Genomic DNA, 25,549 nt, shown 5'->3' with positions numbered 1-25,549 from the left:
CCGCGCCATGCTCGACGGATGGCGTTCGACACACCGATCATCCCGCATGACGACGCCGTGACGACGAGCGGGCCGCTGCGTCGTCCCAGACAGATGTTGGCCGACCAGGAGTACGACGGGCACGCCAGCGTTCACGACGGCGCCGTCGCCGACGACCTCGGTCTGACCGGCGCGCCGATCGAGGGGCCGACCCACTTCTCGCAGTTCGACCCGCTGGCCTTCTCGGCGTGGGGACAGCGGTGGTTCGAGACCGGGTGCATCAGCGCGCACTTCCGGACGATGGTGGTCGAGGGTGAGGAGGTCGTCGCGTCGGTGACGTCGAGCGGCGAGGGAACAGCCCGCATCGAGGCCGCGAAGGCGGACGGCACACCGGTGCTCACCGGCACGGCGACGGTCGACCCGGCCGCTCCCACCGAGCTCGGCGAACGGTTGGCGGCGGCGAAGAACCGTGACGCCGGCGAGCTGTTCATCGTCGATCAGCTGTCGGTCGGCGATCGTGCGTCGGCGCGCGCGGCGGTGTCGATCGACATGACGACGGCGAACGGCAACCTCTACCCGTTCTCGCTGCGCCAGAAGCTCGACGCGATCACCGAGCCGAGCCCGTGGTACGAGACCGACGACAACCCCTGGGGTCGCCCGATCGTGCCGTTCGAGATGATCAGCGTCCTGTCGGGCAAGGCGGGCGGCGGCTTCCGGGTGCGCGGCCCCGCGGTCGGGTTGTTCGTCGACCTCGAGGTGCGGCTCGTCGCCGGACCGCTCTTCGTCGGCGACGCCTACCTGGTCAAACGTGAGGTGGTGGCGGTCGGCCAGAGCCGTCGCGTCGAGTCGTACTGGATCCGCAACACGATCTCGTCGGCGACGACCGGGGCGCACGCCGCGACCGTGCTGCTGCACTCGGGCGTCTTCAAGGCCTCGTACGCGGGCTACCCGGCCGACCGCCTCTGATCCCCGCTCCGCGGCGTCGTACGGTGACGCCATGAGCGAGCCCGATGGCACCCCGGTCGACGTCGCCGGCCACCTCGACTGGCCGCGGTTGGTCGACGACCTGCATCGTCTGCTTCGGCTGCGCACCACGCCGATCGGCATGAAGCGGTTCGAGACCGTCGCCGAGATGGAGGCCGTGCCGAGGATCCGGCGGCCGCAGGCGATCCACACGACCGATCAGATCGTCGGTCAGGCGGCGCGCAACGGCTGGACGGTCGGCATCACCAGGGCCGACCTGGTGGGCGACCAGTGCGCGGCGGTCATCGGCCTGCACCCGCGTGACGCGGAGTGGCTGCGCGGCGAGCGGTACGCCGGCGTCTGGTACTCGTCGCCGGAGGACGCAGCCGCGCACCAGGCGGCGATGGATCTCCCCTCGTTCGGCACCCACGAGGCGCTCGCCGTGTCGCCGCTCGCCACCGGCCGCCTCGACCCGCCCGACGTCTGCCTGATCTACGCCACGCCGGCGCAGATGATCCTGTTCATCAACGGGCTGCAGTGGACGGGCTATCGCAAGCTCGACTGGGGCTGCGTCGGCGAGTCGTCGTGCGCCGACTCCTGGGGGCGAGCGCTCGCCACCGGTGAGCCGAGCCTCTCGATCCCGTGCTTCGCCGAGCGCCGCTACGGCGGCGTGATGGAGGACGAGCTCTTGATGGCCATCCCGCCGGGGTTCCTGCCGAAGGTGATCGACGGCCTCGATGCGCTCTCGCGCAACGGTCTGCGGTACCCGATCCCGCCCTACGGCGTGAACACCGACGCCCGGGCCGGCCTCGGCGTCAGCTATCGATGACCGCGCTCGCCGTCGCTTCGACGGCGCGCTGGCGCCGCCGCTTCGACGCTCGCCCCTGGCTGGACCCCGGGATGGACTGGGAGACGACAGGTGCCGGGGGCTTCAGCGGAAAGGTACGCCTTGCGCGGCGAACGGCCTTCTCCTCGCCTTGCTTCGCAGGCGACATCGTGCACCGCAACCATTGGGTCGCCCCGCCCATCGGCTCGGCTCCCAGGCACATCTCGCGACGGGTCGGCGTCACGGCAGGCGGGCGTCCGCTGTCAGCGTTGTGTGGGACACCAGCCCTCCTGCACCCGTAGGAGTCGGGGTGCGTATCTTGGCCCGATGGCGCTCGCCTGGCCACGTCCGTGCCGAAGGACGACCTCGTGCTGATCAAGCGGGTCGTCCTCGACCGGATCGCAGCCGGCGAGCTCGACACGGTCCTCCGGCGCCAGAAGCGCCCGACGGTCAAGGCCGGCGGCACGCTGCGGACCGCCGTTGGCGTGCTCGACATCGCGGCGGTCGAAACCGTCGAGCTGTCCGAGATCACCACCGACGACGCCCGGCGTGCCGGGTACGAGTCGCTCGACGAGGCGATCGCCGAGCTCACTCGCAAGCCCGAGGGCCGCTTCTACCGGGTGCGCGTCCGGCTCGCAGGGCCCGACCCGCGCATCGAGCTGCGGGAGCGCGACGAGCTGAGCGCGGCCGAGCTCGCCGAGCTCAGCGGCCGGCTCGACCGCCTCGACCGGGCCAGCCGGCGTGGCCCGTGGACGCGAGAGGTGCTCGGGCTGATCCGTGATCACCCGCACGTGCGCGCGCCGGATCTCGCTGCGTCCATCGGTCGGGAGACGCAGCCGTTCAAGAACGACGTCCGCAAGTTGAAGGCGCTCGGTCTGACGATCAGCCTCAGTCCCGGCTACGAGCTCTCGCCCCGAGGCACGGCGCTGCTCGCCGCACTCGACGGCGGCGGGAACGGCACCGCAGGAACCGACGCCGGCTCGTAGGGTGGCGCCCATGTGGGGCATCCAGATCGACGAAGCGGGCGGACCCGAGGTGATGGTGTGGCGCGAGCTGCCCGATCCCGAGCCCGACGCAGGACAGATCGTGGTCGAAACCGCTGCTGCAGGCCTGAACTTCATCGACACCTATCAGCGAACCGGCCTCTACGCGGTGCCGCTGCCATGGGTGCTCGGGCTGGAGGGGTCGGGCACGGTGGTCGCCGTCGGTGACGGTGTGACGATGTGGTCGATCGGCGACCGCGTCGCCTGGCCCGGGAGCCCTGGTTCGTACGCGACGAAGGTCGCGCTGCCGGCCGATCGCGTCGTCGCCGTCCCCGAGTCGGTCGACCTCGAGACCGCCGCCGCACTGCCGCTGCAGGGCATGACCGCCCACTACCTCGCGACCGACACCTACGCCCTCACGGAGGGCAGCCGTTGCCTCGTGCACGCCGGCGCCGGCGGCGTCGGGCTGCTCTTGATCCAGATCGCCAAGCTGCTCGGCGCCGAGGTCTTCACGACGGTGGGCACCCCGGAGAAGGCCGAGCTCGCCGGCGCGGCAGGCGCCGACCACACGATCCTCTACCGCGACGTCGACTTCGCCGAGGCGATCACCGGGATCGCAGGCGCGCGGCCCCTCGACGTCGTCTACGACGGCGTTGGCAAGACGGTGTTCGACCAGAGTCTGAGCCTGCTCCGCAAGCGCGGCACGATGGCCACGTTCGGCAACGCCTCCGGCCCCGTCGACCCCGTCTCGCCGCTGACGCTGTCGAGCAACGGATCGATCTTCCTGACACGGCCGACGCTGTTCGACTACATCGCCGAGCGCGATGAGCTCGAGCGCCGCGCCGCCGACCTCTACGGCTGGGTCGCCGACGGCAGGCTCGACGTGCGCATCGGAGCCCGCTTCGCGCTCGAAGATGCCGCCGACGCCCACCGTGCGCTCGAGGGGCGCCAGACCACCGGCAAGGTCCTGCTCATCCCGTAGCCGACTCGGCGTCGGGGTCGTCGCGGTCAGAGCCGGCGTACGTGAGGGCCGACCGCGATCAGCGCCGTGCACGCGACGCAGATGAACCCGGCGATCACCATCGCCGTGCTCACCGACGTCGCCGAGACCAGCCCCACCAGCAGCAGCGCGCCGATCGGGAAGGCGCCGTTCTGGGCCATCATCGACAGGCCCATGACCCGCCCCATCAGTTCCGGTGGTGTGTTCATCTGCGTGAGCGTCCGCAACAGCGTCATCGCAACCCCGCCCGCCAGGCCCCACATCAGGCAGAACAGTGCGGTCACCAGGTAGGCGCGCGACGACCCGATCGCGATGAGGCCACCGCCGAGGAACGTGACCGAGAAGACCGTCAGCACCAGACCGGGACGGCTGGGAGTCCAGCGGGTCGCGAGCACCATCGACGTGGCCATCATGCCGAGGCTCATGAACACGTTGAGCGCGCTGGCAGCGAGCGACTCGTTGCCGAGGACGTCGCGAGCGAACTCGGGCAGCAGCAGCGTGGAGGTCGCGATCGCGAGGCCCATCACCGCGGTGATGCCGAGCAGCGATCGCAGCGGTTGTGTGCCGAGGCCGATGCGGAGTCCCTCGCGGACGGCGCCGCGGCGATCGGTCGGCGGGGCGCGGTCGGGGAGCGGCATCGTGGCGAAGCGGAGTGCGCCCAGGACACCGGCGATCGTGATCAGCCAGAACCCTGCGGCGACACCGAACGCCTGGATGACGGCGCCGCCCAGGAACACGCCGGCGATGACCGAGACCATCATGCTCAGGTTCTGCAGCGCGACTCCCTGCATCAGCCGGCCGGCGGGGACGATCGCCGGCACCAGCGCTTGCATCTGCGGCATGATCATCGACGGTGCGATCGCGGTGACGAACCCGCAGACCATGGCGAGCGGAACCGTCATCACGTCGGTGGCGACGAGCAGGCCGGTGACGCCGAACCCGGCGGCGCTCATCGCGAACAGCCCGACACCGAGCCGCCGCGGATCGATGTGATCCGCGAGCGAGCCCGCCCACGCCGAGAGGAGCAGCGGTGGCAGCCCGATCAGGATGCCGAGGATCGCCGTCGCAGGATTCCACTCGGTCAGCTCGCCGACGAGCCACACGAAGACGAACCTGCTCGTGCCGAAGGCGATCGCCGAGAGCACGTTGGCGACGATCAGCCCGCGGAACGCCGGCATCCCGAGCAGACCGCCGACGCCGTTCCCGGAGGGCCCCGTGCCGGGCGCGCTCGACGCGGTGGCGGCGGTCGTCATGGCCCCAGCCTGGCACCGCGGCGCAGACGGGGTCGGATCGTGGGCGGTCAGCCGATCAGGATGCCGCAGCCGGCAGCGATGACCGCCACCCGGGCGACGGCGCTGTCGCTCAGGTCGAACGTCCCACCCAGGCTCGCGGCGAGCAGCTCCTTCGCGAGGTCGAGATCGATGCCGTCGCTCAGACACGCCGCGGCGTCGTCACCGATCTCGACCGACAACGAGCGCGCCGCCTGCGCTCGGATGTCGATGCAGGCGGACCAGGCCTCGACGATCGCCTCGATCTGATCGCCGGACAGTGTCGCCTCGCCGAGCCGGGCGATCGACTCGCCGCTGACGCCCATCGACTCGAGCTCGGCCTCGCCGATGCCGGCGACGATGCGGCCGCTCACGCAGGTCGCCTCGCTCTCGGTCAGCGCCGGGCTCGTGCTCAGGAGGTCGTCGGTGATCGCCCGGCCGATCGGGGTCTGCGCCGCTTCGGACGGGTCGACGTCGTCGCCGGCGCCGCAGGCCGTGATCAGCACGGCTGCGACGGCCCCGATCAGAGACCGGCGAGCCACTGTCTCGCGTCGATCATCATCTCGATGCTCTGGCTGTGCGCCATGGGGTACCCGGCCTCGGTCACGTCCCAGCCGGCGGTCCGCAGTGTTGCCGCAGCCGCCCGCCCACGTTCGGGCGGCATGATCGGGTCGTGCTCGCCGACCTGTACCAGCGCCGGCCGGCCGCGACCGGCCGTCGGCGACGGATCGAGGTCCAGCCCGTCGACCTCGGGGAGCCCGCAGCACATGGCCCAGACGCCACCGTACGCCGGTGCCCCGGTCCGCAGTGCGAGCGCCAGCGCCAGGAAGCCGCCCTGTGAGAAGCCGCCGACCACGCACCGCTCGACGGGAACGCCGAACTGCTCGGTGCGGGACACGATCAGCTCGTCGACCACAGCGACGGCCTCGTGGAAGGACCCTGCGACCGGGACGCCGTCGACGCGGTCGTACCACGAGGCGCCGTCGCCCTCGGGCACGGCGAGCGGTGCCCGCGGGCAGACCGCGGTGAACCGCTCGTCCGGGTCGACGAGCGGTACGTATGCCGCGAGGTGGTGCTGCTCGGCGCTCCAGCCGTGCAAGAGGAACAGCAGGCGCTCGGCGCCCTCGCGGACGATGAAGTAGCTGCGCAGCATCACACGACCGTCAGGTGACCGTCGGCGCGGCGGCGGTCGGGTCGAGCGTCACCCCGAGGCGCGGCAGCACCTCGCCGGCCATCAGTTCGAGCTGCTCGTCCATCTGCTCCTGCGTCAGGCCGGGCATGTCGAAGAAGAGCACGACGTGCTCGCAGCCGAGCGTGTCGCGATACGTGCCGAGCGTGTCGGCGACCTCCTCGACGGATCCGATCGCCATCACCTGCTGGTCGATGCTGTCCTCGAGCGGCGGGCGGTGGTCGAAGGGCGCCGGGCTGCCGTCGGGCATCGCGTAGCCGCGGAACCGCCCGTACGGCGCGAGGAACTTGATCCACTCGTCGTGCGGGTTGCGGGCCGTACGGCGTGCTCCCTCCGACGTGCGGCCGACGTGGGCGTTGATCGCCAGGCACCGGGCCTCACCGGGACCGAGGTGCCAGCCGTGCTCGGCCGCCCGCTCGGCGAAGTCGTCCCACCACCGCTTCGTCACCTGCGGCCCGCGCGCGGGCAGCACCGCGTGGTGGCCGACCCGGGCGCAGTACTCGAGCGTCGGCGGTGTCGTCACCGCCTGCCAGATGTCGATCGGTGCGATCGGCTTGGGGATCAGCGTGAGGTCCTGCACGGTCGAGCCCCGGTCGGGGATGCCGGGCGGCGGCAACACGAAGTGCTTCCCGGTGTACGAGAACGTCTCGTTGGCCCAGGCGGCCTTGATGATCTCCATCGACTCCTCGAACAGCTCGCGGTTCTGGCGATCGAGCTCGGCCGACATCTCGTTGTCGCCGGACGCCACCACGCCGCCGAGCGATTGCGCTTCGCGCGGCACGGTGCCGCGGCCGACGCCGAACTGCATCCGGTTGCCGGTGAGGATCTGCATCATCGCTGCGTCCTCGGCGAGCCGGAGTGGATGCCACTGCGGCACGATGTTGAACATCTGGCCGAGCCGGAGCCGCTGCGTCTCCTTCGCGAGATGGAGCCCGAACAGGATCAGGTTCGGCGTGACCTCGTACCCCTCGTACTGGAAGTGGTGCTCGGTGAGCCACATCGTGTCGTAGCCGAGCCGGTCCATCGTGCCGGCCCAATGGGTGAGGTGGTCGTAGCAGGCGAGGAAGTCGGCGTTGCCGTAGCGCCGGTCGACCGGTGCTGGTGCGCCGGCGCCGGCGTCGGGCATCGGCACGCTGCCGTAGAAGTTGGCGTCGACTCGCATCCGCCGAGTCTTCCAGTTCTGCGGGCGACCTGCCGCCCCGTGCGACACGTCGACGTGGGCCTTGCGCGGGGACGGGAGGTGCCGGTCCCCGCGCCGCTCCGACTGCGACGTGAGGGGTTCGTCGCGGCGGCGAGCTCACTGGCGTTCGCACCGGGGGAGACTGGTGTCGACGACGGGAGAGGGGCGCCCGGTTGTCGCGGGGCGGCCGAGATCGCTGCCGAGTCCATGATGACCGCGGCCGTTGCATTCGCGGCGCGCTCTCGTGAACCGCAGGTGTTCCTGAGTTCCTCGAGTGATGAGATGTGCCGGACACATCTCATCAGTTGCGTAGCAGCGCCCGCTCGATCGCCCATCTCGCCGGCCGACTGCATCGCGGCACGGACGCGGGCCGAGCCCGGAAGGCTCGCAGTGTCGAAGCGCTCGCTGAGGCGGCGAGCTCGGGAGGCGCAGCAGCGCCGGCCGCGCGGATGGGCAGCTTCGCAGCGATCCAGCCGGGCGAGGAGCGCAGCGTCAGCGAGCCCCGTAGCTCCGAAGGATCGAGCCAGTGGCTCGACCGCCGCGGAGCCCGATCATTCGAAGATCGGGTTGGCGCGGTCGGGCTCGGGTTCCCAATGGAGCTCGGCCTTGATGCCGTCGACGACGCGCTGCATGTTGGCGCGGTGCTCCTCGATGCGGCGGAAGAGGATCCGCGGCTCCTTGTCGGGCATGCTCGCGATCGCTGCGCTGATGCCCGACGGCCCGGGCCCGATGATCACCGAGTAGCGCAGCCGGGTCGAGCCGGCGATCGACGCCACCTCGAAGCGCCATCGGGCGCCCGGATCGTCGGGGTCGGACGTGCACCAGCCGAACTCCTTGCCCTCGACGTAGCGGTGCACGAAGCACGGCACCTCCCACTCGCCGATCGCCGGGTGGGTGTTGGCACCGATGAACTGGGCGCCGAGCCGGGGCCCGCCGGGGGTGCCGTCGTCCTCGTCGACCCAGCGGGCGCCGGTGAACTCGTCGCTGAACCTCGCGCCGAACCCGATGTCGGTCACGAGCTTCCAGACCTCGGAGGTCGGCGCCTTGATGTCGACCTCGACCACCGTCCCCGGCCCGTCCGCGAGACGGGGCGGATCGCTCGGTCCCGACTCCCACGTGTGCGCGTACCGGTCCAGGTAGGTGATCTCGCGGGCCGGATATCGAGGCGCGGTCGTGAAGTCGGTGCCCGTGTACCAGGCGACCGGGATCATCGCGATCTGGGTGTTGCCGTCGGGGACGCCGAGCACCTCGCGGAGCTCGTCGCGCTTGCCGAGGATCGCCGTGGTCCAGGCCGTGCCCAGCCCGCGCGCTCGCAGCGCGACGCAGAAGCTCCACACCGACTGGATGACCGAGTCGAACAGACCGGGCCGACCGCTGCCGTCGTGCACGCCGATGATGGTCGGGATCACGATCGCCGGCACCTCGGCCAGGTGCTCGGCGAGGTGGGCGGCCGACTGCATCACCCGCTCTTGCGGGTGGCCGGTCCCGGCGATCTTGTCCCGGGCACCGAGCATGAACTCGCCGCCGGTCGCCATGTACAGCTCGGCGATCCTGGCCTTCACAGCCGGGTCCCGCACGACGACCCATCGGCGGCTGCCCTGGTTGCCGCCCGAGGGCGCCTGCTCGGCGATGTCGATGCAGTCGTAGATGATCTGGTCGTCGACCGGCCGCTCGAGGTCGAGCCGCAGCCGAACCGCCCGGGTGGTGGTGAGCGCCTTGTCGATCGACGCGACGTCGATGCCGGTGTCGGGATAGTCGGTCATGAGTGCTCCAGAGGACGGGTCACGTGCGTTCGGTTGCGTGGGCCCGCGCAGCCTTGGCGAGGTCGCGCAGCTCGGCGCGCTCGTCGTCGGTCAGGACCTCGAAGTCGGCGGCGTGGAGCCGGTCGGTGTGCGCCTCGATCTCGGTGCGCTGCTCGGCGAGCGAGGCGACGTACTCCTCGTCTGGGTACGGCTTCGGCCACCCGAAGAACTCGGCGTTCCACTCGCCGGCCGGGCCGCTGAGGATCGCGTCGAGCGGGCTCATGCCCGACGCCAGCACGGCGATCGTGTGGCGGCTGAACCTCAGCTCCCGCATGACCTGGCACAGCTGGAACGTGCGCGCCGGGCCCTCCTCGACGGGGATGTGTTGGTCGCGCCACCCCACGAAGAGTGGCGCGCCCAGGGGGCTGGCGTGGGCGACGACTCGCTCGCAGAGCTCGCCGAGCCGTTCGGTTCCGCCGAACGCGAACAGCTTCTGCTCGCCCCATTCCTGGCAGATGGCCGCGTAGATCGCGGCCCCGTCGTGTGGCGTCGCCGCGGACCGCCCCTCGATCACGAGGCCGCGCATGAAGTCGGGCTCCCAGAAGCAGGCGGCGCCGACGACGTTGTCGACCGGGCAGTCGCCCAGCACACCGAGCCGCCCGACCGCATAGGCGGCGAGGCCGGCCGGGAGGCCTCGCTCCTCGGCCGTCGTCCGCGTCGACTCGGCCATCAGCCAGTCCATCGCGAGCATGCCGATCGAGCCCCGCATGCTGCGTGCGACGGTGACGCTGTCCATCCGTTCCCCCTTCCGCTGCGTGGCGTGTGACCCGATTCCTAGCGTCCGGGGCTGCGGCGTGGCGAAGCGGCGCTCGGGGCCGTCACGTCGGTCGAGCGGCCTGACGGCCGTTCAGGATGGGCCGCCGTCGAGGTCCTTCGTGAACCAGTGGTGCGCGTAGGGGTTGTCGTTGTATCGCCCGATGCGGTGGTAGCCGGCGCGCTCGTACATCGCCACCGCCTCGAGCAACACCTCGTTCGTGTCGAGCACGGTTCGTCGATGGCCGCGAACGCGTGCCTCGATCTCGAGCCGCTCCAGCAGCCGGGGGCCGAGACCGAGCCCGCGCCACGCCGGGTCGATCCACATGCGCTTGATCTCGGCGGTGTGCTCGTCGATGCGCTGGAGCCCGCCGCAGCCGACGGCGATCCCCTGTTCGAACGCCAGCACGAACGCCCCGTTCGGCGGACTCATCTCGGCCGCATCGGAGGCAGTGCCACCCGCGCCTTGGTCAAACCCGTCGTCGAATCGGGCGTCGAGCTCGGCGAAGTAGCTCGCGAGGGCGCGGCGGGCATCGTGACCGCGGGGATCGGCGACGACGAACTCGACGCTCGCCGCGCGCAGCAGCCGCTCGGCACGCGCCAGCGCGTCGGCCAGATCGGCCCGCTGACGTTCGGACAGCGGCTCGATCATCCGGCGGGCCTTCCGGTCGGATCGGTCGTCGAGTCGGGCCCAGACGCGACGACCGGCACCGGTGAGGCGGGCGATCCGCTGCCGGCCGTCGTCGGCGTCTCGCTCGACCGCCACCAGCCCCTCGCCCTCGAGACCCCGGAGCAGTCGGCTGAGATAGCCGGAATCGAGGCCGAGCCGCCGGCGCAGATCGGCCACCCTGGCGCCGCCGGTGCCGATCTCGAACAGCACCCGGGACGGCCCCAGCGCCCGACCCGTGCCGAGGTACGACGCCTCGAGCACACCGATCCGCTGCGTGTACGAGCGGTTGAACCGGCGCAGTGTCTCGACGGCATCCACGATCGCTGACTTTAGTCAGCTATCGGGGCCGGGGCGAGTCGGCGACGACGCCGGACGAAACCGGCTTCGAACCGGCCGGGCGTCACGGCCACGATGGTGCGCCGCTCGACAACGGGCGGCGACGAGTTCACGATGAAGAAGGGAGGCAGCAATGCCGACGAAGCTGACCGACAACGTCCTCTCCTGGGCGACCGATCTCGACGAGAAGACACGCGAGCAGGCCGAGCGCTCGGCGTCGCTGCCGTTCATCCCCGGCCCGATCGCGCTGATGCCCGACGCCCACTACGGGTACGGCGCGACGGTCGGGTCGGTGATCCCGACCAAGGGTGCGGTGGTGCCGTCAGCGGTCGGCGTCGACATCGGTTGCGGGATGATCGCAGCCCGCCTCGACCTGGTGGCCGGCGACCTGCCCGACGACCTGCAGCCCCTGCACGGCTCGATCGCCCGCGCCGTGCCGGCAGGTGTCGGTAAGGGCCACTGGGACGTCGTCGACGACGACATGCCCGACCTGCCCGTGACGGCGCAGCGCGGCGAGGCGTGGTGGACGGACAAGCTGGCCCGCAAGGCGCGCGAGCAGTTCGGCTCGCTCGGCTCGGGCAACCACTTCGTCGAGATCTGTCTCGACGAGGCCGACCGGGTCTGGATCGTGCTGCACTCCGGCAGCCGCGGGGTCGGCAACCAGCTGGCCAACATCCACATCGACGGCGCGAAGGACATCATGAAGCAGCGGGCGATCGAGCTGCCCGACCGCGACCTCGCATACCTCAGCGAGGGCACGGCCGAGTTCGACGCGTACATCGCCGACATGCTCTGGTCGCAGCGCTATGCGATGGGCAACCGGCAGCGGATGCTGACGCTCGTGCACGAGTGCGTCGAGCGGTTCCTCGGACGCACCGTGGCGATCGTCGACGAGATCAACTGCCATCACAACTTCACCGAGCTCGAGACGCACCGCATCGACGGGGTCGACACCGAGGTCTGGCTCACCCGCAAGGGTGCGATCCGGGCTCGCGTCGGCGACCGCGGCGTGATCCCCGGCTCGATGGGTGCGCAGTCGTTCATCGTGTCGGGTCGCGGCGCCGAGGCGTCGTACCAGTCGTGCTCGCACGGCGCCGGCCGCCGGATGTCCCGGACAGCGGCGCGCAAGCGCCTCGACGTCGACACGCTCCGCGCCGAGATGCGCGGCAAGGCGTGGAACCAGCGCGACGCCAAGCGGCTGATCGACGAGGACCCGCGGGCCTACAAGGACATCGGCGAGGTGATGGCGGCGCAGGCCGACCTGGTGACGATCGAGCACACGCTCCACCAGATCCTCAACTACAAGGGAACCTGAACCACGGCGGACGGGTGGTTCATGGCGTGCCACCGCGGTCCGGCTGGGGCCGGATCGCGGTGGCCCGAGTCGAGCTCGGAGCGCTATCCGATTGCGGTGAACAGCACCTCGGCCAGCTGTGTGTTGTCGAGGTACGGGCCGCGGACGCCGTCGTGGTAGTCGGCGGCGTGGCGCAGCATGCGTGCTGCGGCACCCTTGGCGAACAGGGGGATGAGGCTGTTCGTGTGGTCCGGGCTGTGCCACTCCATGCCGGGGAGCGTCCCGGCGCCGTTGTTGACGATCGGCTCCCAGGTCGGGTCGGAACCGGGTCCATTCAGGTACCCGGTCTCGTGGTCGCCGGTCACGATCAGGAGCGTCTCGCCCCAGTTGCTGTGCCGCTTGACCCAGTCGACGACCGTCTCGACCGAGCGCTCGAAGTCGATGAACTCCTCGATCATCCGACCCGATGCGTTCGGTCCGTAGTTGCCGTGGCTCGCCCAGTCGACGGCGCCGCCTTCGACCATCAGGAACATGCCGTCAGGATCGTCGTCGAGGATGTTGAGCGCCGCAGCGGTCATCTCCTCGAGCGTCGGCACCGATTCGATGAACGGGACGACGAACGGATCGGCCAGGTAGTCGCCGCCCCGGTTCAGCTGGAGCGTGTCCTCGACCGGCGCGACGCCGAAGACGCGCGCTGGGGTCGGACCCGACATCAAGCCCTGGAACTCGGCCCGCTCGTCGATCAGCAGCCACGGGTCGTCGAAGCCGTCTCCGTCCGCGTCACCGCCGGCCGTACCGGCCGCGAGGTCCCACCACGTCGCGTCGCCGCCGACGTACCGCCAGTCCTTGGGGATCGCCGGTACCTGCGGCAGGCCGTCGTCGTCGTAGAACGGGTGCCCGGCACCCATGACGACGTCGGTGGCGCTGTCGTAGATCATCTCGTTGGCGATGTCGGCGTAGTTCCCGCGGTAGACGTTGTGGGCGACGAAGCCCGCCGGGGTGGCATGGCTCAGCTGCACGCTGGTGACCACACCGGTCGCCATGCCCCGCTCCTCGGCGCGCTCCAGCGCGTGGACAAGCGGCTGGTCGTCGATGTCGAGTCCGATCGTGCCGCTGTCGGTCTTCACGCCGGTCGACATCGTGGTCGCCGCCGCTGCCGAGTCGGTCGCGCACGTGGTCACGTACGCGAAGTCGGCCCACGCAGCGTCCGGGTCGTACCCGACCCCGCTGCACGCGTGGCCCTCCTCGTAGGCCATGTACGTGCTCATGGCGAGCTCGACGGGGAACCGGTTGAACAGTTGCCGATCGGGCTTGCCGTACTCGAAGTAGCTCGCCGCGTCGACGTGGTTGTAGCCCCAGCCGTCGGCAATCATGACGATGACGTTCTTCGTGGCCGGTGGCTTCGCGTCGGCAGAGGTGGCCGACAACGCGGTGACTCCCATGGTGAGCGTCAGGGCCGCCATCATGCAGAGCAGCCTGGTTGGGCGCGTTCGTATCATCTCCTGCACCTCCGTTCTGCAGCCGACCTGCTCCGGACGGAGGGCCGGATGCGATTTCATCGTGCGCCCGGGCCCAACCCGCCCATAGGGCCAAAGGTCCCGGGCCCATCGGCCCTGGCCGTCGGTGCGAAGCTGTCGAGCTGGGTGACGCCGGCACCGTCGTGGACGGGACGAATGACCCTGCTCGTGCCGGTTACCCACGGGTACGGTGGGTGGCGTGAAGGGATCTGTCGTGTCGGGCGCGCCGGTGGGCGAGTACGGCGCGGTCGTCAGGCCGACCTGGGCCGACGAGACCGAACGCGAGTGGCACCCCCGTGACGGGTCGCGCTTCTTCACCGTGCCCGAGTCGGTCGTTCGGCCACCGAAGGGCGCGAAGCCGCTGATGCTGCTGCACGGCATCGGCAACAACGGTGCGATCTTCGCGCCGCTGATGCCATCGCTCGCCGAGCTCGGCCCCGTCTTCGCACCCACCATGTCGCCCGAGCTGTTGGCTCCGCAGGAGCATCGCCGCGAGACCGTCGGGCAGCTCGTCGACTGGCTCGCCGAGCTCGCACCGCCGCCGTGGCGCATCGTCGGGCACTCCATGGGCGGCGTGTTGACCGGTCTGGTGCTCCGTACGCATCCCGAGGTCGTGTCGAGCGCCGTCCTGCTCAATTCGCCACTCCCCGGCACGGTCGGTCGGATCCAGGGCCGCAACGGCCTCGACCGGCCCGGTCGGGCACTGCTCGCGATGAAGGGCCTGGCCCGCATCTCCTCGTTCGGCCGGCCCCGGCTGCCGGGTTTCCTCCGCGGCGCCGAGCTCGCCGTGGTTCGCACTGCGCTGCGCGGGTTCATGCTTGATCCAGGTGAGCTCGACGACGAGGTGATCAGCCGGGCGATCGTGTCGTCGCGCACGACCGACGGCATCGACTTCCTGCGACTCGCCGAGCTGATGCCCGAGTGGGAGCTCGATCCGCACACCGAGCGACCGGTCGAGATCATCGTCGGCGACTCCGATCCGCTGATCGAGGTCGAGGATCACGACGAGGTCGCCGCCGCGTACCCCGATGCGATCGTGCACGTCGCCCCCGAGTGCGCGCACTTCGTCCACCTCGAGCGGCCGTTGTTCACGCTCGACAGGATCGAGCAGTTCTTCTCCGCCACGCACACGTAGCCGCGACGACCTGCCGAGCGGCGACGTGGGTTCGATCGTGCGGCACCCGTCGGGTCAGTGGTTCCCGAACTCGCGCTGCCACGAGTCGAGGAACCGGTGGAACCGCCGGTGGGCGTACGGGAGGAACCGGATCTTCTGGATCGGTTGCAGCGCGAGCGGCAGCGCGGCCATGGCGTACATGTAGTCCGAGAGCATGATCGCCCGGCGTGTCTGGTCGACGAGCGTACGGTGCTCGGCTGCGCGGGCCGCCGAGGTCGCGAACCCGGCGTTGTCGAGGTAGGCCCCGACGAGCGCGCCGATGTCGTCGTCGGTGTACGCGGGGTCGCCGATCGTGAAGTGGGGCGGGTCGGCGAGGCCGTGCACCATGACCGTCTCGGCGAACAGGTTCGCGAAGTCGAACGCCACGTGGTTGCGGCACGAGAACTCGAAGTCGAGCAGCCTGATCGACCCGTCGGTCAGCAGCATCACGTTGCCGTGGTAGGTGTCGTTGTGGCAGAACACCGGCGGCCGCTCGACCGGGTCGGGGAGGCATCGCAGCACCATGGAGAGCGTCCGATCGGCGAGCATCTCGGTGAGGTCGTCGCACAGGGCCCGCTCGTCGGCGGGGAACTCGTCGCGCCGGTCGTCGAGCACCGAGCGGGCCATCGGACCCCATCTCGCGTGGAGCAGCTCGAAGAAGGTCGGTGCCGGGAGACCGCCCGGTTCGATCTGGTGGAACCGGTACAGCTGGTCGGCGATCTTGCCGAGGACCTCGTGGTCGGTGAGGTCGTCGGCGGTCAGCGTGCGGCCCGTGTAGAACTCCTCGATCCGGCAGACGTCGTCGGCGTGGTAGCAGTGCGCCGCGATGTGATGTTCGCCGAGCAGCAGGAACACGTCGCGCTCGGCAGCGGCGTCGAGGATCGCGTTCTCCTTGCCGGCGAGGTGCCGGTACAGCACCGCCGGTGGATCGACGGCGACCAGCGGTCGGACGCCCATCGTGAACGACGAGAATCCCTTCGGCGCGTCGAACTCGACGTCGGCGACGGTGAGCTCGCGCCAGCCGGGCAGCGCGGCCCGGCACCTGGCGAGCACCTCGTCGTGCATCGATCGATCTTCGCACGTCGCCGCAGCGAGCGACGTCCGGCGCGCCACCGGACCGGATCAGTGGTGCGGGCCGATGTGGCGCCGGTCGCCGCCGGCGCGCTTGGCGGAGAACATCGCCCGGTCGGCGCGGGCGAGGAGCTCGTCGACGTCGAGCCCCGCGTCCGCCACGACCAACCCGACGCTGGCGGTGACCTGCGTCGTCACGTCGTCGACGTGGATCGGCTGCCCGATCGCCTCGACGATGCGATCGGCGACCGCCTTGGCCGAGATGGCGTCGACCGGCTCGTCCATCCGCCGGCCGAGCATGACGAAGAACTCGTCGCCGCCGAGGCGAGCGACGATGTCGCCGTCCCGGCACGCGCCACGCAGGCGCTCGGCGGTGATCTGCAGGACGCGGTCGCCGGTGGCATGGCCGAACTCGTCGTTGATCGGCTTGAAGTCGTCGAGGTCGACGAACAGCGCGGCGATCGGGTCGCCGACGTGCGCCGCCTGCATCTCCGCGGCCCGCTGCCGGAAGCCGGTCCGGTTGAGCAGTTGGGTGAGGTGGTCGTGGGCGGCGGCGTGTTCGAGGGCGGCATCGGTCTGGGCCCGCAGCAGGACGATCGAGGCGAGCTCGCCGGCGCGGATCACGCGGTTGATCACGCCGGTCGCAGGCGTGTGGTGGGACGGCGAGCACGTGATGATCCGGTAGGACTGGGATCCGATCTCGGACTCGACGGCGATGTGCCACAGGTCGACGAAGCCGAGCGCCGTCAGCCGTTCGGCGATCGGCGCCGGCAGGTCGGCGACGTCGACGAAGGTCGGCGATCGGGCCGGCTGGTCCCAGGGGGCGGCCTCGGTGTGGCCCTGGAAGGCGTCGCCGAGGTCGTCGCGCGAGGCGGCCAGGACGCCGAACGCACCGACCTCGCCCTGCTCGAGGATCACGGCGTCGAGGTCGAGTGGCGGGTTGGCGATCAGGTCGACGACGTGGCCGAGCAGCTCGCGGTCGCTGTCGCCGCTGGCGAGGCCCGTCAGCACGCTGGTCAGCACGGCCTGGTTGCGGGCCGGCCGGACGTCGTAGATCACACCGCCGATCACCGGATCGGAGACCGCACCGGTGGCGGTGACCTCGAGCGGGATCTCGGTCCCGTCGCGGCCGATCATCCGGACGTGGACCGACGCCCACGGCTGGACGTCGTGGGTGAGGCGAGGTCGTGGTTCGTCGACGAGCTGCACGAACGCCTCGACGACCCACTCCATGTCGTCGGGGTGGATGTAGCCGAGGATGCTGCTCCCGACGCTCTCCTCGGTGCTTCGGCCCTCGAGCTCGGCCATCGAGCGGTTGCCGTAGATGATCTCGCCGGAGGAGTTGACGACGAGGAGAGGGGTCGGGACGTGGTCGAGCACCCGCCGGTAGAACTCGGGGTCCTGCGGGAAGTGGGGGTCCGGCGACCAGTCGTCGGGCTGCCCGCCGGTCGGTTCCCCGGGCAGCCCCACGGATCGTGGCGCGTCGTCAGCGGACCGATCGTGGCCAGCGGTGTCGCGGCCAGTCGTCATCGTCGGCGCTCCGCCCGACGGCGACCGTGTTCGCTCATCTCGCGAGCGTAGATGCCGCTGACCAGGGCATGTTCCGATATATCGGAGATTTCCGGCACGGAGGGTGAATAATCGGAGCACCAGCGCGCTGAGAGTGCGAAACTCGAGGCATGTCGTTGTGGGGCACGTTGCGGTCGATCGGCGAAGTGTTCGGGTGGAAGCGCGCGGCGGAGCCGGTCGGCTGCAACCTCGGGAAGGTCATCTACCGGGAGACGAAGCGGTCGGCGCAGATCGCCAACTTCCATCGCCCCCGCCGGCAGCTGCGTCCCGGGACGAGAGCGCTGATGCGCGAGCTGTTCCCCGAGCTCGATGTCAACGCGATCCGGGTCCGCACCCGCTGTCGGCTGCCGTCGAACCGCTTCAGCCAGACCGGGTCGATCTACGGCATGACGTTCGGCTACACGATCTACTGGCGGGACAACCTCGACGAGGACGATCCGACCGACCTCGTCAAGCTCGTCCACGAGGTGATGCACGTCGATCAGGTTCGGCGCTACGGCAGCGAGGACGACTTCGCCTGCGAGTACGGCAAGGGCTACCTCGCCGGCGGCGGCGACGTGCCGGGCCACATCCGCAACCCGACCGCGTATCACCGCAACCCGCTCGAAGCCGAGGCCTACGCGTTCGACGCGCGATTCCGCGACGAGCGCGGCCGCGTCGTCCCCGATCGGCTGCCCACGCCCTGACGTCGCCGGCCCGCCATCGCGGGTCGTCCGGCCCTGGCGTGTGGGCCTCGCCGGCGGGATGATGGAACCTCGCAGGAGCGTCGCATCATGGCAGCACGAGAACGAGAGCAACGGTTCGCGCATCGCATGTCCGACAGCGAGGCGCTGATGTGGAACGTCGAGAAGGATCCCTGGCTCAACCCCAGCGGCGCGGCGCTGACCATCCTCGACAAGCCGCTCGACATGGATCACTTCCTCCAGACGATGCGGGCCGCGGTGGTCGGGCTGCCCCGCCTGCACGAGCGCGTCGTCCCGGGGATCGGCCGCCTGGCGACGCCCGTGTGGGTGCCCGACGCCGAGTTCGACCTCGGCTTCCACGTCCGCCACGTGCGACTCCCCAAGCCGGGCACCGAACGTCAGTTGTTCGACCTCGCGTCGACGCTGTACCAGGAACCGTTCGAGCGCACCCGGCCGCTGTGGCGCTACGTGGTGATCGACGGGCTGCGCGGGGGCCGCTCGGCGCTCTGGTCGATCGTGCACCACGTGGTCGCCGACGGCATCGGCCAGATGCGGATGGCCGAGCTCTACCAGCAGCTGTCACCCGACGACCCGCCGCCACCGGATGTCGACCTCGACGCGGTGATCGCCGAGTCCGTCGCGGCCCACGTGCCGCACCAGCTCGGCGGCGACCTCGGCGAGAGCGTGTTCGAATCGACGGTCGGTGCCGTCGGACACCTGGCCCGCCGCCAGCTCGGTCTGGCCCGCCGCGTGGCCGGCGAGTTCGCGGCCTGGCCGGCCGACCCGGGCCGCGCGGTCGAGACCGTCAGCGACGTGGTCACGGCGGCGAAGACCACTGTCGGTGGCGCGATCGGCTCGGGCGACGACGTGCCCGGCGGCTCGCCGCTGTGGGTCAGGCGATCACGCCATCGCCACCTCGAGGCCGTTCGCACGTCGCTCCAGCAGTTGAAGGCGACCTCGAAGCGCATCGATGCGTCGGTCAACGATCTGTTCCTCGCGGGCATGGTCGAGGGTGCGGTGCGCTACCACGCCGATCGCGGCGTCGAGGTCGACGCGTTCAACACGAGCTTCGTGCTGAGCACACGCAACGACAAGGCGGTCGGCGGCAACTCGTTCACGCCGGTCCCGGTGCAGGTGCCGGGCGGCCCGATGCCGTTCGAGGAGCGGATCGCCGACATCCACGTCCGCCTCGCCGAGAAGCGCGAGGCGCTGTCGCACGGTGGTGGGATGGGCGCTCTGGCGGGTGTCGTCAACCTGCTGCCGACGTCTGTCGTGACCCGGGCTGCGAGGGCGCGGGCAGCCCACGTCGACTTCGCCACCTCGAACCTGCGCGGGGCGCCGTTCACGCTCTACATCGCCGGTGCCCGCATCCTCGAGATGCTCCCGATGGGCCCGGTCGCCGGCACGGCGTGCAACGCGACGGGGATCTCCTACGACGGCGGGTTCGGCATCGGCCTGTTCGTCGACCCGATCGCCATCGAGGAGCCCGGCGACTTCCGTGATGCCGTCGACGAAGCGTTCCGCGACCTCGTGAAGCTCTGACCCGGCAGCTCTGCTGGAGAACTTCACCCGTCCGTAGGGCAGCGGCAGCTGACGCGTTCGGTCGGTGGGCGCGAGCGGCTTGCGTGGCGGTTCGACGGCTGCCTTGCCGCGCCGGCCGGTCGAGATGGTGCTCACCGCTCGGAGAACCAGCGGTGGCGTCCGAACTGGTTGCGGGAAACCGGCCGTCCGGTCGTGACGTACCAGTCGAAGCCGCGCACGACCGATTCGAGGTAGTTGCGGAGCTGGCGCCGGACGTACACGAACTGGACGGGTCGCTGAGCGACCTTCGGGATGCCGTCGATGGACCGCGGTCGGATCGTGATCGTCAGCGAGGCGCCGGCCTCACCCGTCGCCGACCGATCGGTCGCGATCCGCCACGCCACGTGGGACGGCTGCTCGCCCGCGCCGCCGACGCTGAGGTCGTAGCCCACCCCGTCGATCCACCCGGTGCACTCGCGGCGGTACACCCATCCGCTCAGGTAGTGGATCTCGTCACGCGCGCCGATGCCCGGCCACACCTCGACCGGATTCGTGTCGCAGAACGGATGAGCGAGCTCGAGATTGCCCGGCATCGAGATCGCCGCCCAGAGCTCGCCAGGAGTCGCGCCGATCGTCCGCGTCACCGTCACCGCCGGCCAGAGCCGCGCCTCGTCGGACTCGATCGCCATCGACGCAGCCTGTCAGACCGGTCGAGCCGGCTCGACCGCGAGCGCGGTGCGGTCACGCCGCCCGGCGGCGGGGGTCTGCCGGCTCCGTCCCGAACGGTGTGGACGGCCCGGGTCTGCGTGTCTCGGGGTGACGAGGTCGATCGATGAACCGTGCGACGATGGCGCCGTGGCGCGGTTGCTGATCATCCACCACACCCCGTCGCCGGCGATGCACATGCTCTTCGAGGCCGTGCGCGACGGGACGGCTGCGGACGGGATCGACGGTGTCCAGGTCGTGTGCCGCGCCGCCCTCGCGACCACAGCGGCCGACGTGCTCGCATCTGACGGCTACGTGCTGGGGACGCCCGCCAACCTGGGCACGATGAGCGGCGCCCTCAAGCACTGCTTCGACACGATCTACTACCCGTGCCTCGACGACACCCGAGGGCGACCGGTGGGTGTGTACGTGCACGGCAACAACGATGTCGACGGCGCGCTGCGCGACATCGCCAAGATCACCACCGGGCTCGACTGGCGCGAGACACAGGCGCCGTTGCGGGTCATCGGCGAACCGACCCGCGACGACCTCACCGCCTGCTGGGAGCTCGGGGCCGCGCTGGCAGCCGGCCTCATGTCCTGACTCCGCTCGGTTCCAGGCGGGCGAACGAACTCGGATGCGAGGGACTGCCGGACCGAACGGCGCGTCAGCCCGGTGATGGGATGGGTTCGAGCTCGTGCTGGTCCCACTTGGTGTTCTTGACGTCGTCCCATCCGAAGACCTGTCCGCCGCCGGCGACCGCGAACGCGATCTTGTTGAAGTAGAACGCGACCTCCTCGGTGGGGCGATCGTCCGCGTCGCCGCTCGTCGACCAGCTCTTCACGAAGCAGCGGTCGAGCTTGTAGCGAAGGTAGACCGTCGGCTTCTGGTCGCCGCCGGCCATCTGCAGGAAGTCGATCTGGGCGCCGCCTGCGCTGTTGCCGTTGACGGCGTACTGGGCGAGCACCGCCGACGCGGCATCCATCGACTTCGAGATGGTGCACTCCTGCAGCTCGCCGACGCCGATGTTGATGTCCTCGGTGCCGCCCTTCTCGCCCGACTCCTTCATCTCGCGTTCGACCCCGAACGAGAACGAGTCGGCGGTGAACCAGTCGCCGTCGCCGTAGCCCGCGATGATGGCGTCGCCGTGGCCGTTGAGACCGTCGATCTTCACCAGGATGGGCATGAGATGCTCCTTTGGTCGTCTCGCCGTCAGTCGTGACATCAACGTACCAAGCGGCTGCAGGGGGCCGTTTCCCGAACGTGTCGGCGTGGGGGCGGGCCGGTGGCGCTGCGGCGAGCAGTACCGTTCCGACATGTCGAGCAGGCTCGAGGAGGCCCGTCGCCGGTTCCGGTCGAACCTGACCGAGCGGCAGCAACGGGGCGTGAGGGTGCTGACGTGGGCGTCGATCGTCTGTCTCGTCGGGGTGTCGGTCACCGGCGCGTGGCAGTTCGTGACGCACGAGTCCGACCCCGGTTGGTACGGGTACGAACCCGGGAGCGACGTGCGCGTGGCGGCATCGCCGTCCGAGGGCGTCGCCGAGCTGCACGGCCTCTTCGCCGCAGGTGTCGCAGTCGTCGCGCTGGTCGGCGGTGCGTGGTTCGCGTACCGGGTCCTGTACGACATCCCGTGGCCGGCCGTGGTCGCGCTCCTGGGGGCGCTGGCCGGCCTGATCACCGGCTCGGTGATCCGCTTCAACCTCGTGAAGTTGCAGGACCGGGAGTACGACGACGCCGGTCGTGGGTACGCGCAGCTGTTCGGCGGCGACGTCGAGTTCGTGGTGACCGACCGGTGGGAGCTGGGGCCGATGGCGATCCGCTTGTGGACGATCGGTCACGTCCTCACGCTGCCGATCCTCCTGGCCGTGATCTGGTTCGGCCTGCCGCATGCCGACGGAGCGGAGTCCTGAGCCGCAGGCCGAAGCGACGGACGCGAACCGGTGGTGCCTGATCCACCGGCGCGGCGTGCGACACTCGGCGGGTGGAGCCGGCGACGTCGACGTACGTGGAGCGCCCGCCGACAACAGGGGGCGTGTTCGTCGGCGTCTTCTGGCGCGCGTGGTTGGTCACGATCGCCGGCGGCTTCGCCGTCGGCACGGTCGCCAACTTCGGGTTGATGACGATCGAGGACAGCCTGTCGGTCGGCTCGGCGTCCGCGTTCGGGCGGGTCGGGGCGCTCTTCGGCGCCTTCACCGGACCGTTCCTCGCGTTCGCCGTCGCCGGCGTGGTGGCGCTCTACGCAGTGCCCTACGAGGGTGAGGACGCGACGGTGCGCACCGTGCGCCGGGTCGCGACCGTGCTGGCGGGCTTGTGGGGCGGCGGGTTGCTCGCGCTGTTCTTCGGGTGGGTCGGCTTCCTGTCGGGGGCGCCGCCGTCGCTGATCGTCGCCTGGTGGTCGGCGCCGCTGACGGTCAAGTGGTACGTCGACCGCAACGAGGCCTGGAACGCGTCGATCGGCCGGAACTGACGGGTGTGGCTCGGGTCACCGTCGCCCGGGCATCGCGGCGGGGCGTCGACGAGGGTGTCGAGGCGGGCGGTCCCGGTCGAACAGCGGGGAGCCTGCGGGTGCCCCGAACGGGCGGCAGGTAGAGTTCGCCGCCATGGAGCCCGCAGGGTCGAAGAGCGGGTTGGCCGCACTGGCGCCGTTCCTGCCTCGCAACCATCGCTCGCTCGGTCTCGGTCTCGTGGTCATCGGCGGCGTGGCGGGTGTCCTCGAGGCCGGCGTGCTCGCATCGATCGGCTCGCTCGCCGCCAGCGTCGAATCGGGCGGCGACAACGGTGCCGCCGACCTGCCGGTGCTCGGCAGCCGCTCGGTGGCGGCGCTCGTCATCGGCGGGCTCGCAGCGACGGTCGCAGTGATCGTGCTGCGCGTCGTCGAGGCCCGCGTGATCTCACGGATGGGTGCGTTCCCGATCTCCTGCGTGCGTGATCGCCTGACCCGCGGCTACCTCGACGCCTCGTTCACCCGGCAGCAGAGCGAGCCGGTCGGGCTGACGCAGGACCTGTTGATGACGCATGCAATTCGGGTCGGGCTGGTCGGATACTCCGCCGCCAACGCGATCTCCTCGATCACGATGCTGCTCGTGCTCGCTGTCGCCGCCGCGGTGGTGGACGCCGTGGCGTTCGTGGCGATCGGCCTGATCGCCGGCGTCTTCCTGTTGTTGATGTTGCCCGTGCAGCGGATGGCGCAGCGGATCGGACACGAGCAGGGACAAGCGAGCCTCGACTACGGGCGGAACTCGAACGAGATGTTGAACGCGGCGAAGGAGTACCGCTTCTTCGGCACCGTCGACGACGCTGCGGCTCGCCTCGAGGTCGAGGCCGAACGCGTGTCGCACCTCGCGTACCGGGGCTGGGTGCTGAAGCTGACGACGCCGACCCTGTACCGGTCGCTGGTGTTCGCCGTCCTGCTCGGGGGGCTCGGCGCGTTGCTGACCTGGGGCGACATCCGTCTCGCCGCCGCCACGACGGTCGTGCTGCTGATGGTCCGCGCGCTCCTCGAGAGCCGGACGATCCACGCCTCGGCGCTCGCCGTCCAGGAGTCGCTCCCGTTCGTCCACGAGGTGAACGCACGGCTCGAGCACTACCGGCAGAGCCGGTTCGTCACCGGCGACGTCGAGCTCGCACCTGTCGAGCGGGTCGAGCTCGAGGCGGTCCAGTTCCGCTACGACGCCGCTCAGCCCCCGATCTTCGATCGCGTCGATCTCGTCGTCGGCGCGGGCGAGAAGGTCGGCATCGTCGGGCCGTCCGGCGCCGGCAAGTCGACCGTGCTGGCGATCCTGCTCGGACTGCTCGAACCCGAGGCGGGGCGGGTCACCGTCAACGGCCACGAGTCGACCGACTTCTCGCTGGCATCGTGGTCACGCCAGGTGGCGGCCGTCCCGCAGACGCCGGTGCTGATCACGGCGACCGTGCGCGAGAACATCCGCCTGTTCCGGACGCACGTGACCGACGAATCGATCGAGGAGGCCGCGGCGGCCGTCGGCATCCACGACGAGATCATGTCGTGGCCGCAGGGGTACGAGACGGTCGTCGGCGATCGCGGGGTCCGGGCGCTGTCGGGTGGGCAACGCCAGCGCGTGTGCATCGCCCGAGCGCTGGCCGGTCGCCCGTCGCTGCTGGTGATGGACGAGCCGACCAGCGCACTCGACCGTGCCGCGGAGGAAGTGGTCACGAAGACGATCGACGCGCTCGGTGAGTCGTGCGCGGCGATCGTCGTGTCGCACCGCGAGTCCGCGCTCGCAGCCTGTCCTCGCCTCGTGCGCCTCGAGGACGGCCTCCTGGTCGGCTGACCCTCGCTGTCACGGGCACGCATAGGGTCTGGCCCGTGATGGCGCCGCAGGCGGCCGGCCTGCTCGACGACGACGTGGTGGAGGTCTGGTTGGCGCGTCCCGGCGAGTTCTCCGACCGCGTCGAGCTCGCGGCTCTCGAGCGGTTGCTCGCCGACGACGAACGAGAGCGCCACCGGCGGTTCCGCCGCGAACAGGACCGGCACACGTTTCTCGTCGCCCACGCCCTCGTTCGCACGGTGCTCGGGCGATACACGTCCGTCGAGCCCGCCGAGCTCCGCTTCGTGCTGGAGGAGCACGGTCGCCCGCAACTCGCGCCCGAGCACGGCGGCTCGGTGCGGTTCAACCTCTCTCACACCGATGGGATGGTCGCCTGCGCCGTCACGGTCGGCCGTTCGGTCGGCGTCGACGTGCAGGTCGTCGACGACCGGGTCGCCACGATGGAGGTCGCCCGGCGGGTGTTCGCGCCGACCGAGCTGGCCGATGTCGGCGCGCTGACCGGTGCCGATCGTCGCGAGCGCTTCTTCCGCTACTGGACGCTGAAGGAGGCGTACATCAAGGCCACCGGGCTCGGGTTGTCGACCCCGCTCGACCGGTTCGCCTTCGATCTCGCTGACCCGATCTCGGTGGCGTTCGCCGCCGAGCTCGACGACGATCCGCGTTGCTGGCAGTTCGCCCAGTCGTGGCCCACCGACCGCCACTGCCTGGCGGTCGCCGTGCGCCGTTCGGGTGCTGACGTCGCGCTCCGCGTCCGGGACGCGGCCGCGCTGACGAGCTGAGGGACTCCTCGAGCGGGCG

The 25,549-nt window shown here is 70.5% G+C and carries 25 protein-coding genes; 13 read left to right on the top strand and 12 right to left on the bottom strand.

Translation table 11 applies throughout. The annotated features are described in order from the left end of the window. Nucleotides 1-18 precede the first annotated feature (18 nt). From QNJ12_RS00355 to QNJ12_RS00340, 4 genes are all read left to right on the top strand, one after another. Nucleotides 19-945, top strand: coding sequence for a hypothetical protein (locus tag QNJ12_RS00355; RefSeq protein WP_300617340.1), 927 nt, complete (start codon nt 19-21; stop codon nt 943-945). Nucleotides 946-976: 31 nt separating this feature from the next. Beyond that, the gene (locus QNJ12_RS00350) at nt 977-1,771 is read left to right on the top strand and encodes a DUF169 domain-containing protein (protein WP_300617337.1); all 795 of its coding nucleotides are present in this window, start codon (nt 977-979) and stop codon (nt 1,769-1,771) included. A gap of 347 nt (nt 1,772-2,118) precedes the next feature. After that, nucleotides 2,119-2,754 (top strand): hypothetical protein, encoded by a 636-nt coding sequence (locus QNJ12_RS00345; RefSeq protein ID WP_300617334.1) that lies wholly within the window; start codon nt 2,119-2,121, stop codon nt 2,752-2,754. Between the two features lie 10 nt (nt 2,755-2,764). Further along, nucleotides 2,765-3,733 (top strand): quinone oxidoreductase, encoded by a 969-nt coding sequence (locus QNJ12_RS00340; protein ID WP_300617331.1) that lies wholly within the window; start codon nt 2,765-2,767, stop codon nt 3,731-3,733. Between the two features lie 26 nt (nt 3,734-3,759). Here QNJ12_RS00340 and QNJ12_RS00335 read toward each other — a convergent pair whose 3' ends face one another. The 7 genes from QNJ12_RS00335 to QNJ12_RS00305 all read right to left on the bottom strand — a co-directional run bounded on the left by QNJ12_RS00335 (nt 3,760) and on the right by QNJ12_RS00305 (nt 10,931). After that, entirely contained in the window at nt 3,760-5,004 is a 1,245-nt protein-coding gene (locus QNJ12_RS00335) for an MFS transporter (RefSeq protein ID WP_300617328.1), read from the bottom strand. Nucleotides 5,005-5,051: 47 nt separating this feature from the next. Beyond that, nucleotides 5,052-5,561: a hypothetical protein gene (locus QNJ12_RS00330; RefSeq protein ID WP_300617324.1), complete on the bottom strand. Its 510-nt coding sequence runs from the start codon at nt 5,559-5,561 to the stop codon at nt 5,052-5,054. After that, entirely contained in the window at nt 5,543-6,172 is a 630-nt protein-coding gene (locus tag QNJ12_RS00325) for a hypothetical protein (protein WP_300617321.1), read from the bottom strand. Before QNJ12_RS00325 ends, QNJ12_RS00330 begins: the two co-directional genes overlap by 19 nt. Before the next feature lie 10 nt (nt 6,173-6,182). After that, nucleotides 6,183-7,370 (bottom strand): LLM class flavin-dependent oxidoreductase, encoded by a 1,188-nt coding sequence (locus tag QNJ12_RS00320; RefSeq protein WP_300617318.1) that lies wholly within the window; start codon nt 7,368-7,370, stop codon nt 6,183-6,185. Nucleotides 7,371-7,939: 569 nt separating this feature from the next. Further along, nucleotides 7,940-9,151 (bottom strand): nitroreductase family protein, encoded by a 1,212-nt coding sequence (locus QNJ12_RS00315; protein WP_300617315.1) that lies wholly within the window; start codon nt 9,149-9,151, stop codon nt 7,940-7,942. A gap of 19 nt (nt 9,152-9,170) precedes the next feature. Next, nucleotides 9,171-9,926: a hypothetical protein gene (locus tag QNJ12_RS00310; protein WP_300617312.1), complete on the bottom strand. Its 756-nt coding sequence runs from the start codon at nt 9,924-9,926 to the stop codon at nt 9,171-9,173. A gap of 111 nt (nt 9,927-10,037) precedes the next feature. Continuing rightward, nucleotides 10,038-10,931 (bottom strand): bifunctional helix-turn-helix transcriptional regulator/GNAT family N-acetyltransferase, encoded by an 894-nt coding sequence (locus QNJ12_RS00305; RefSeq protein ID WP_300617309.1) that lies wholly within the window; start codon nt 10,929-10,931, stop codon nt 10,038-10,040. A gap of 151 nt (nt 10,932-11,082) precedes the next feature. Here QNJ12_RS00305 and QNJ12_RS00300 point away from each other — a divergent pair, with 151 nt between their 5' ends. Beyond that, complete coding sequence (locus QNJ12_RS00300; RefSeq protein ID WP_300617306.1) at nt 11,083-12,264, top strand: RtcB family protein; 1,182 nt, start codon at nt 11,083-11,085, stop codon at nt 12,262-12,264. A gap of 83 nt (nt 12,265-12,347) precedes the next feature. Here the strand turns inward: QNJ12_RS00300 and QNJ12_RS00295 are convergent, their stop codons facing one another. Next, nucleotides 12,348-13,709 (bottom strand): alkaline phosphatase, encoded by a 1,362-nt coding sequence (locus tag QNJ12_RS00295; protein ID WP_300617303.1) that lies wholly within the window; start codon nt 13,707-13,709, stop codon nt 12,348-12,350. 250 nt (nt 13,710-13,959) lie between these two features. Between QNJ12_RS00295 and QNJ12_RS00290 the strand changes: the two genes are divergently transcribed. Beyond that, nucleotides 13,960-14,895, top strand: coding sequence for an alpha/beta hydrolase (locus QNJ12_RS00290; protein WP_300617301.1), 936 nt, complete (start codon nt 13,960-13,962; stop codon nt 14,893-14,895). Between the two features lie 54 nt (nt 14,896-14,949). Here QNJ12_RS00290 and QNJ12_RS00285 read toward each other — a convergent pair whose 3' ends face one another. Continuing rightward, on the bottom strand, nt 14,950-15,978 hold the full coding sequence (locus QNJ12_RS00285) for a phosphotransferase (RefSeq protein WP_300617298.1): 1,029 nt from the start codon (nt 15,976-15,978) through the stop codon (nt 14,950-14,952). Nucleotides 15,979-16,035: 57 nt separating this feature from the next. Beyond that, a complete protein-coding gene (locus QNJ12_RS00280; protein ID WP_300617295.1) occupies nt 16,036-17,454 on the bottom strand; it encodes a diguanylate cyclase in 1,419 nt (472 codons plus the stop codon). A 209-nt stretch (nt 17,455-17,663) separates the two neighbouring features. On the opposite strand from QNJ12_RS00280, the gene QNJ12_RS00275 reads away from it, so the two are divergent. Continuing rightward, nucleotides 17,664-18,239 (top strand): hypothetical protein, encoded by a 576-nt coding sequence (locus tag QNJ12_RS00275; protein ID WP_300617292.1) that lies wholly within the window; start codon nt 17,664-17,666, stop codon nt 18,237-18,239. Between the two features lie 87 nt (nt 18,240-18,326). Continuing rightward, nucleotides 18,327-19,778 (top strand): wax ester/triacylglycerol synthase domain-containing protein, encoded by a 1,452-nt coding sequence (locus QNJ12_RS00270; protein WP_300617290.1) that lies wholly within the window; start codon nt 18,327-18,329, stop codon nt 19,776-19,778. Nucleotides 19,779-19,909: 131 nt separating this feature from the next. Here QNJ12_RS00270 and QNJ12_RS00265 read toward each other — a convergent pair whose 3' ends face one another. After that, entirely contained in the window at nt 19,910-20,446 is a 537-nt protein-coding gene (locus QNJ12_RS00265) for a hypothetical protein (protein WP_300617287.1), read from the bottom strand. 166 nt (nt 20,447-20,612) lie between these two features. On the opposite strand from QNJ12_RS00265, the gene QNJ12_RS00260 reads away from it, so the two are divergent. Further along, on the top strand, nt 20,613-21,065 hold the full coding sequence (locus tag QNJ12_RS00260) for a flavodoxin (RefSeq protein ID WP_300617284.1): 453 nt from the start codon (nt 20,613-20,615) through the stop codon (nt 21,063-21,065). Between the two features lie 64 nt (nt 21,066-21,129). On the opposite strand, the gene QNJ12_RS00255 is transcribed toward QNJ12_RS00260, so the two are convergent. After that, a complete protein-coding gene (locus QNJ12_RS00255) occupies nt 21,130-21,648 on the bottom strand; it encodes a type VI secretion system tube protein Hcp (RefSeq protein WP_300617281.1) in 519 nt (172 codons plus the stop codon). Nucleotides 21,649-21,778: 130 nt separating this feature from the next. On the opposite strand from QNJ12_RS00255, the gene QNJ12_RS00250 reads away from it, so the two are divergent. The 4 genes from QNJ12_RS00250 (at nt 21,779) to QNJ12_RS00235 (ending at nt 25,530) form a co-directional block, all read left to right on the top strand. Next, nucleotides 21,779-22,372: a hypothetical protein gene (locus tag QNJ12_RS00250; protein WP_300617278.1), complete on the top strand. Its 594-nt coding sequence runs from the start codon at nt 21,779-21,781 to the stop codon at nt 22,370-22,372. 71 nt (nt 22,373-22,443) lie between these two features. Beyond that, nucleotides 22,444-22,929 carry a hypothetical protein gene (locus tag QNJ12_RS00245; protein WP_300617275.1) on the top strand — a complete coding sequence of 162 codons (486 nt, stop codon included), beginning with the start codon at nt 22,444-22,446 and terminating at the stop codon, nt 22,927-22,929. A gap of 133 nt (nt 22,930-23,062) precedes the next feature. Beyond that, nucleotides 23,063-24,754: an ABC transporter ATP-binding protein gene (locus QNJ12_RS00240; protein ID WP_300617271.1), complete on the top strand. Its 1,692-nt coding sequence runs from the start codon at nt 23,063-23,065 to the stop codon at nt 24,752-24,754. A 38-nt stretch (nt 24,755-24,792) separates the two neighbouring features. Then, nucleotides 24,793-25,530, top strand: coding sequence for a 4'-phosphopantetheinyl transferase superfamily protein (locus tag QNJ12_RS00235; RefSeq protein WP_300617483.1), 738 nt, complete (start codon nt 24,793-24,795; stop codon nt 25,528-25,530). The last annotated feature ends 19 nt before the right edge of the window (nt 25,531-25,549 follow it).

The organism is Ilumatobacter sp. (genome assembly GCF_030065885.1).
In the GTDB taxonomy this organism is placed as follows: domain Bacteria; phylum Actinomycetota; class Acidimicrobiia; order Acidimicrobiales; family Ilumatobacteraceae; genus Ilumatobacter.
Note: the sequence above shows the minus strand (reverse complement) of the source record. Positions and strands in the feature narration are given on the sequence as shown.

Coding starts and splice junctions, on each gene's coding strand:
- QNJ12_RS00265 (WP_300617287.1), bottom strand. CDS start 20,446: ATGGCGATCGAGTCCGACGAGGCGCGGCTCTGGCCGGCGGTGACGGTG.
- QNJ12_RS00250 (WP_300617278.1), top strand. CDS start 21,779: ATGTCGAGCAGGCTCGAGGAGGCCCGTCGCCGGTTCCGGTCGAACCTG.
- QNJ12_RS00270 (WP_300617290.1), top strand. CDS start 18,327: ATGGCAGCACGAGAACGAGAGCAACGGTTCGCGCATCGCATGTCCGAC.
- QNJ12_RS00350 (WP_300617337.1), top strand. CDS start 977: ATGAGCGAGCCCGATGGCACCCCGGTCGACGTCGCCGGCCACCTCGAC.
- QNJ12_RS00235 (WP_300617483.1), top strand. CDS start 24,793: ATGGCGCCGCAGGCGGCCGGCCTGCTCGACGACGACGTGGTGGAGGTC.
- QNJ12_RS00295 (WP_300617303.1), bottom strand. CDS start 13,709: ATGATGGCGGCCCTGACGCTCACCATGGGAGTCACCGCGTTGTCGGCC.
- QNJ12_RS00315 (WP_300617315.1), bottom strand. CDS start 9,151: ATGACCGACTATCCCGACACCGGCATCGACGTCGCGTCGATCGACAAG.
- QNJ12_RS00340 (WP_300617331.1), top strand. CDS start 2,765: ATGTGGGGCATCCAGATCGACGAAGCGGGCGGACCCGAGGTGATGGTG.
- QNJ12_RS00335 (WP_300617328.1), bottom strand. CDS start 5,004: ATGACGACCGCCGCCACCGCGTCGAGCGCGCCCGGCACGGGGCCCTCC.
- QNJ12_RS00310 (WP_300617312.1), bottom strand. CDS start 9,926: ATGGACAGCGTCACCGTCGCACGCAGCATGCGGGGCTCGATCGGCATG.
- QNJ12_RS00300 (WP_300617306.1), top strand. CDS start 11,083: ATGCCGACGAAGCTGACCGACAACGTCCTCTCCTGGGCGACCGATCTC.
- QNJ12_RS00240 (WP_300617271.1), top strand. CDS start 23,063: ATGGAGCCCGCAGGGTCGAAGAGCGGGTTGGCCGCACTGGCGCCGTTC.
- QNJ12_RS00285 (WP_300617298.1), bottom strand. CDS start 15,978: ATGCACGACGAGGTGCTCGCCAGGTGCCGGGCCGCGCTGCCCGGCTGG.
- QNJ12_RS00255 (WP_300617281.1), bottom strand. CDS start 21,648: ATGCCCATCCTGGTGAAGATCGACGGTCTCAACGGCCACGGCGACGCC.
- QNJ12_RS00355 (WP_300617340.1), top strand. CDS start 19: ATGGCGTTCGACACACCGATCATCCCGCATGACGACGCCGTGACGACG.
- QNJ12_RS00320 (WP_300617318.1), bottom strand. CDS start 7,370: ATGCGAGTCGACGCCAACTTCTACGGCAGCGTGCCGATGCCCGACGCC.
- QNJ12_RS00325 (WP_300617321.1), bottom strand. CDS start 6,172: ATGCTGCGCAGCTACTTCATCGTCCGCGAGGGCGCCGAGCGCCTGCTG.
- QNJ12_RS00275 (WP_300617292.1), top strand. CDS start 17,664: ATGTCGTTGTGGGGCACGTTGCGGTCGATCGGCGAAGTGTTCGGGTGG.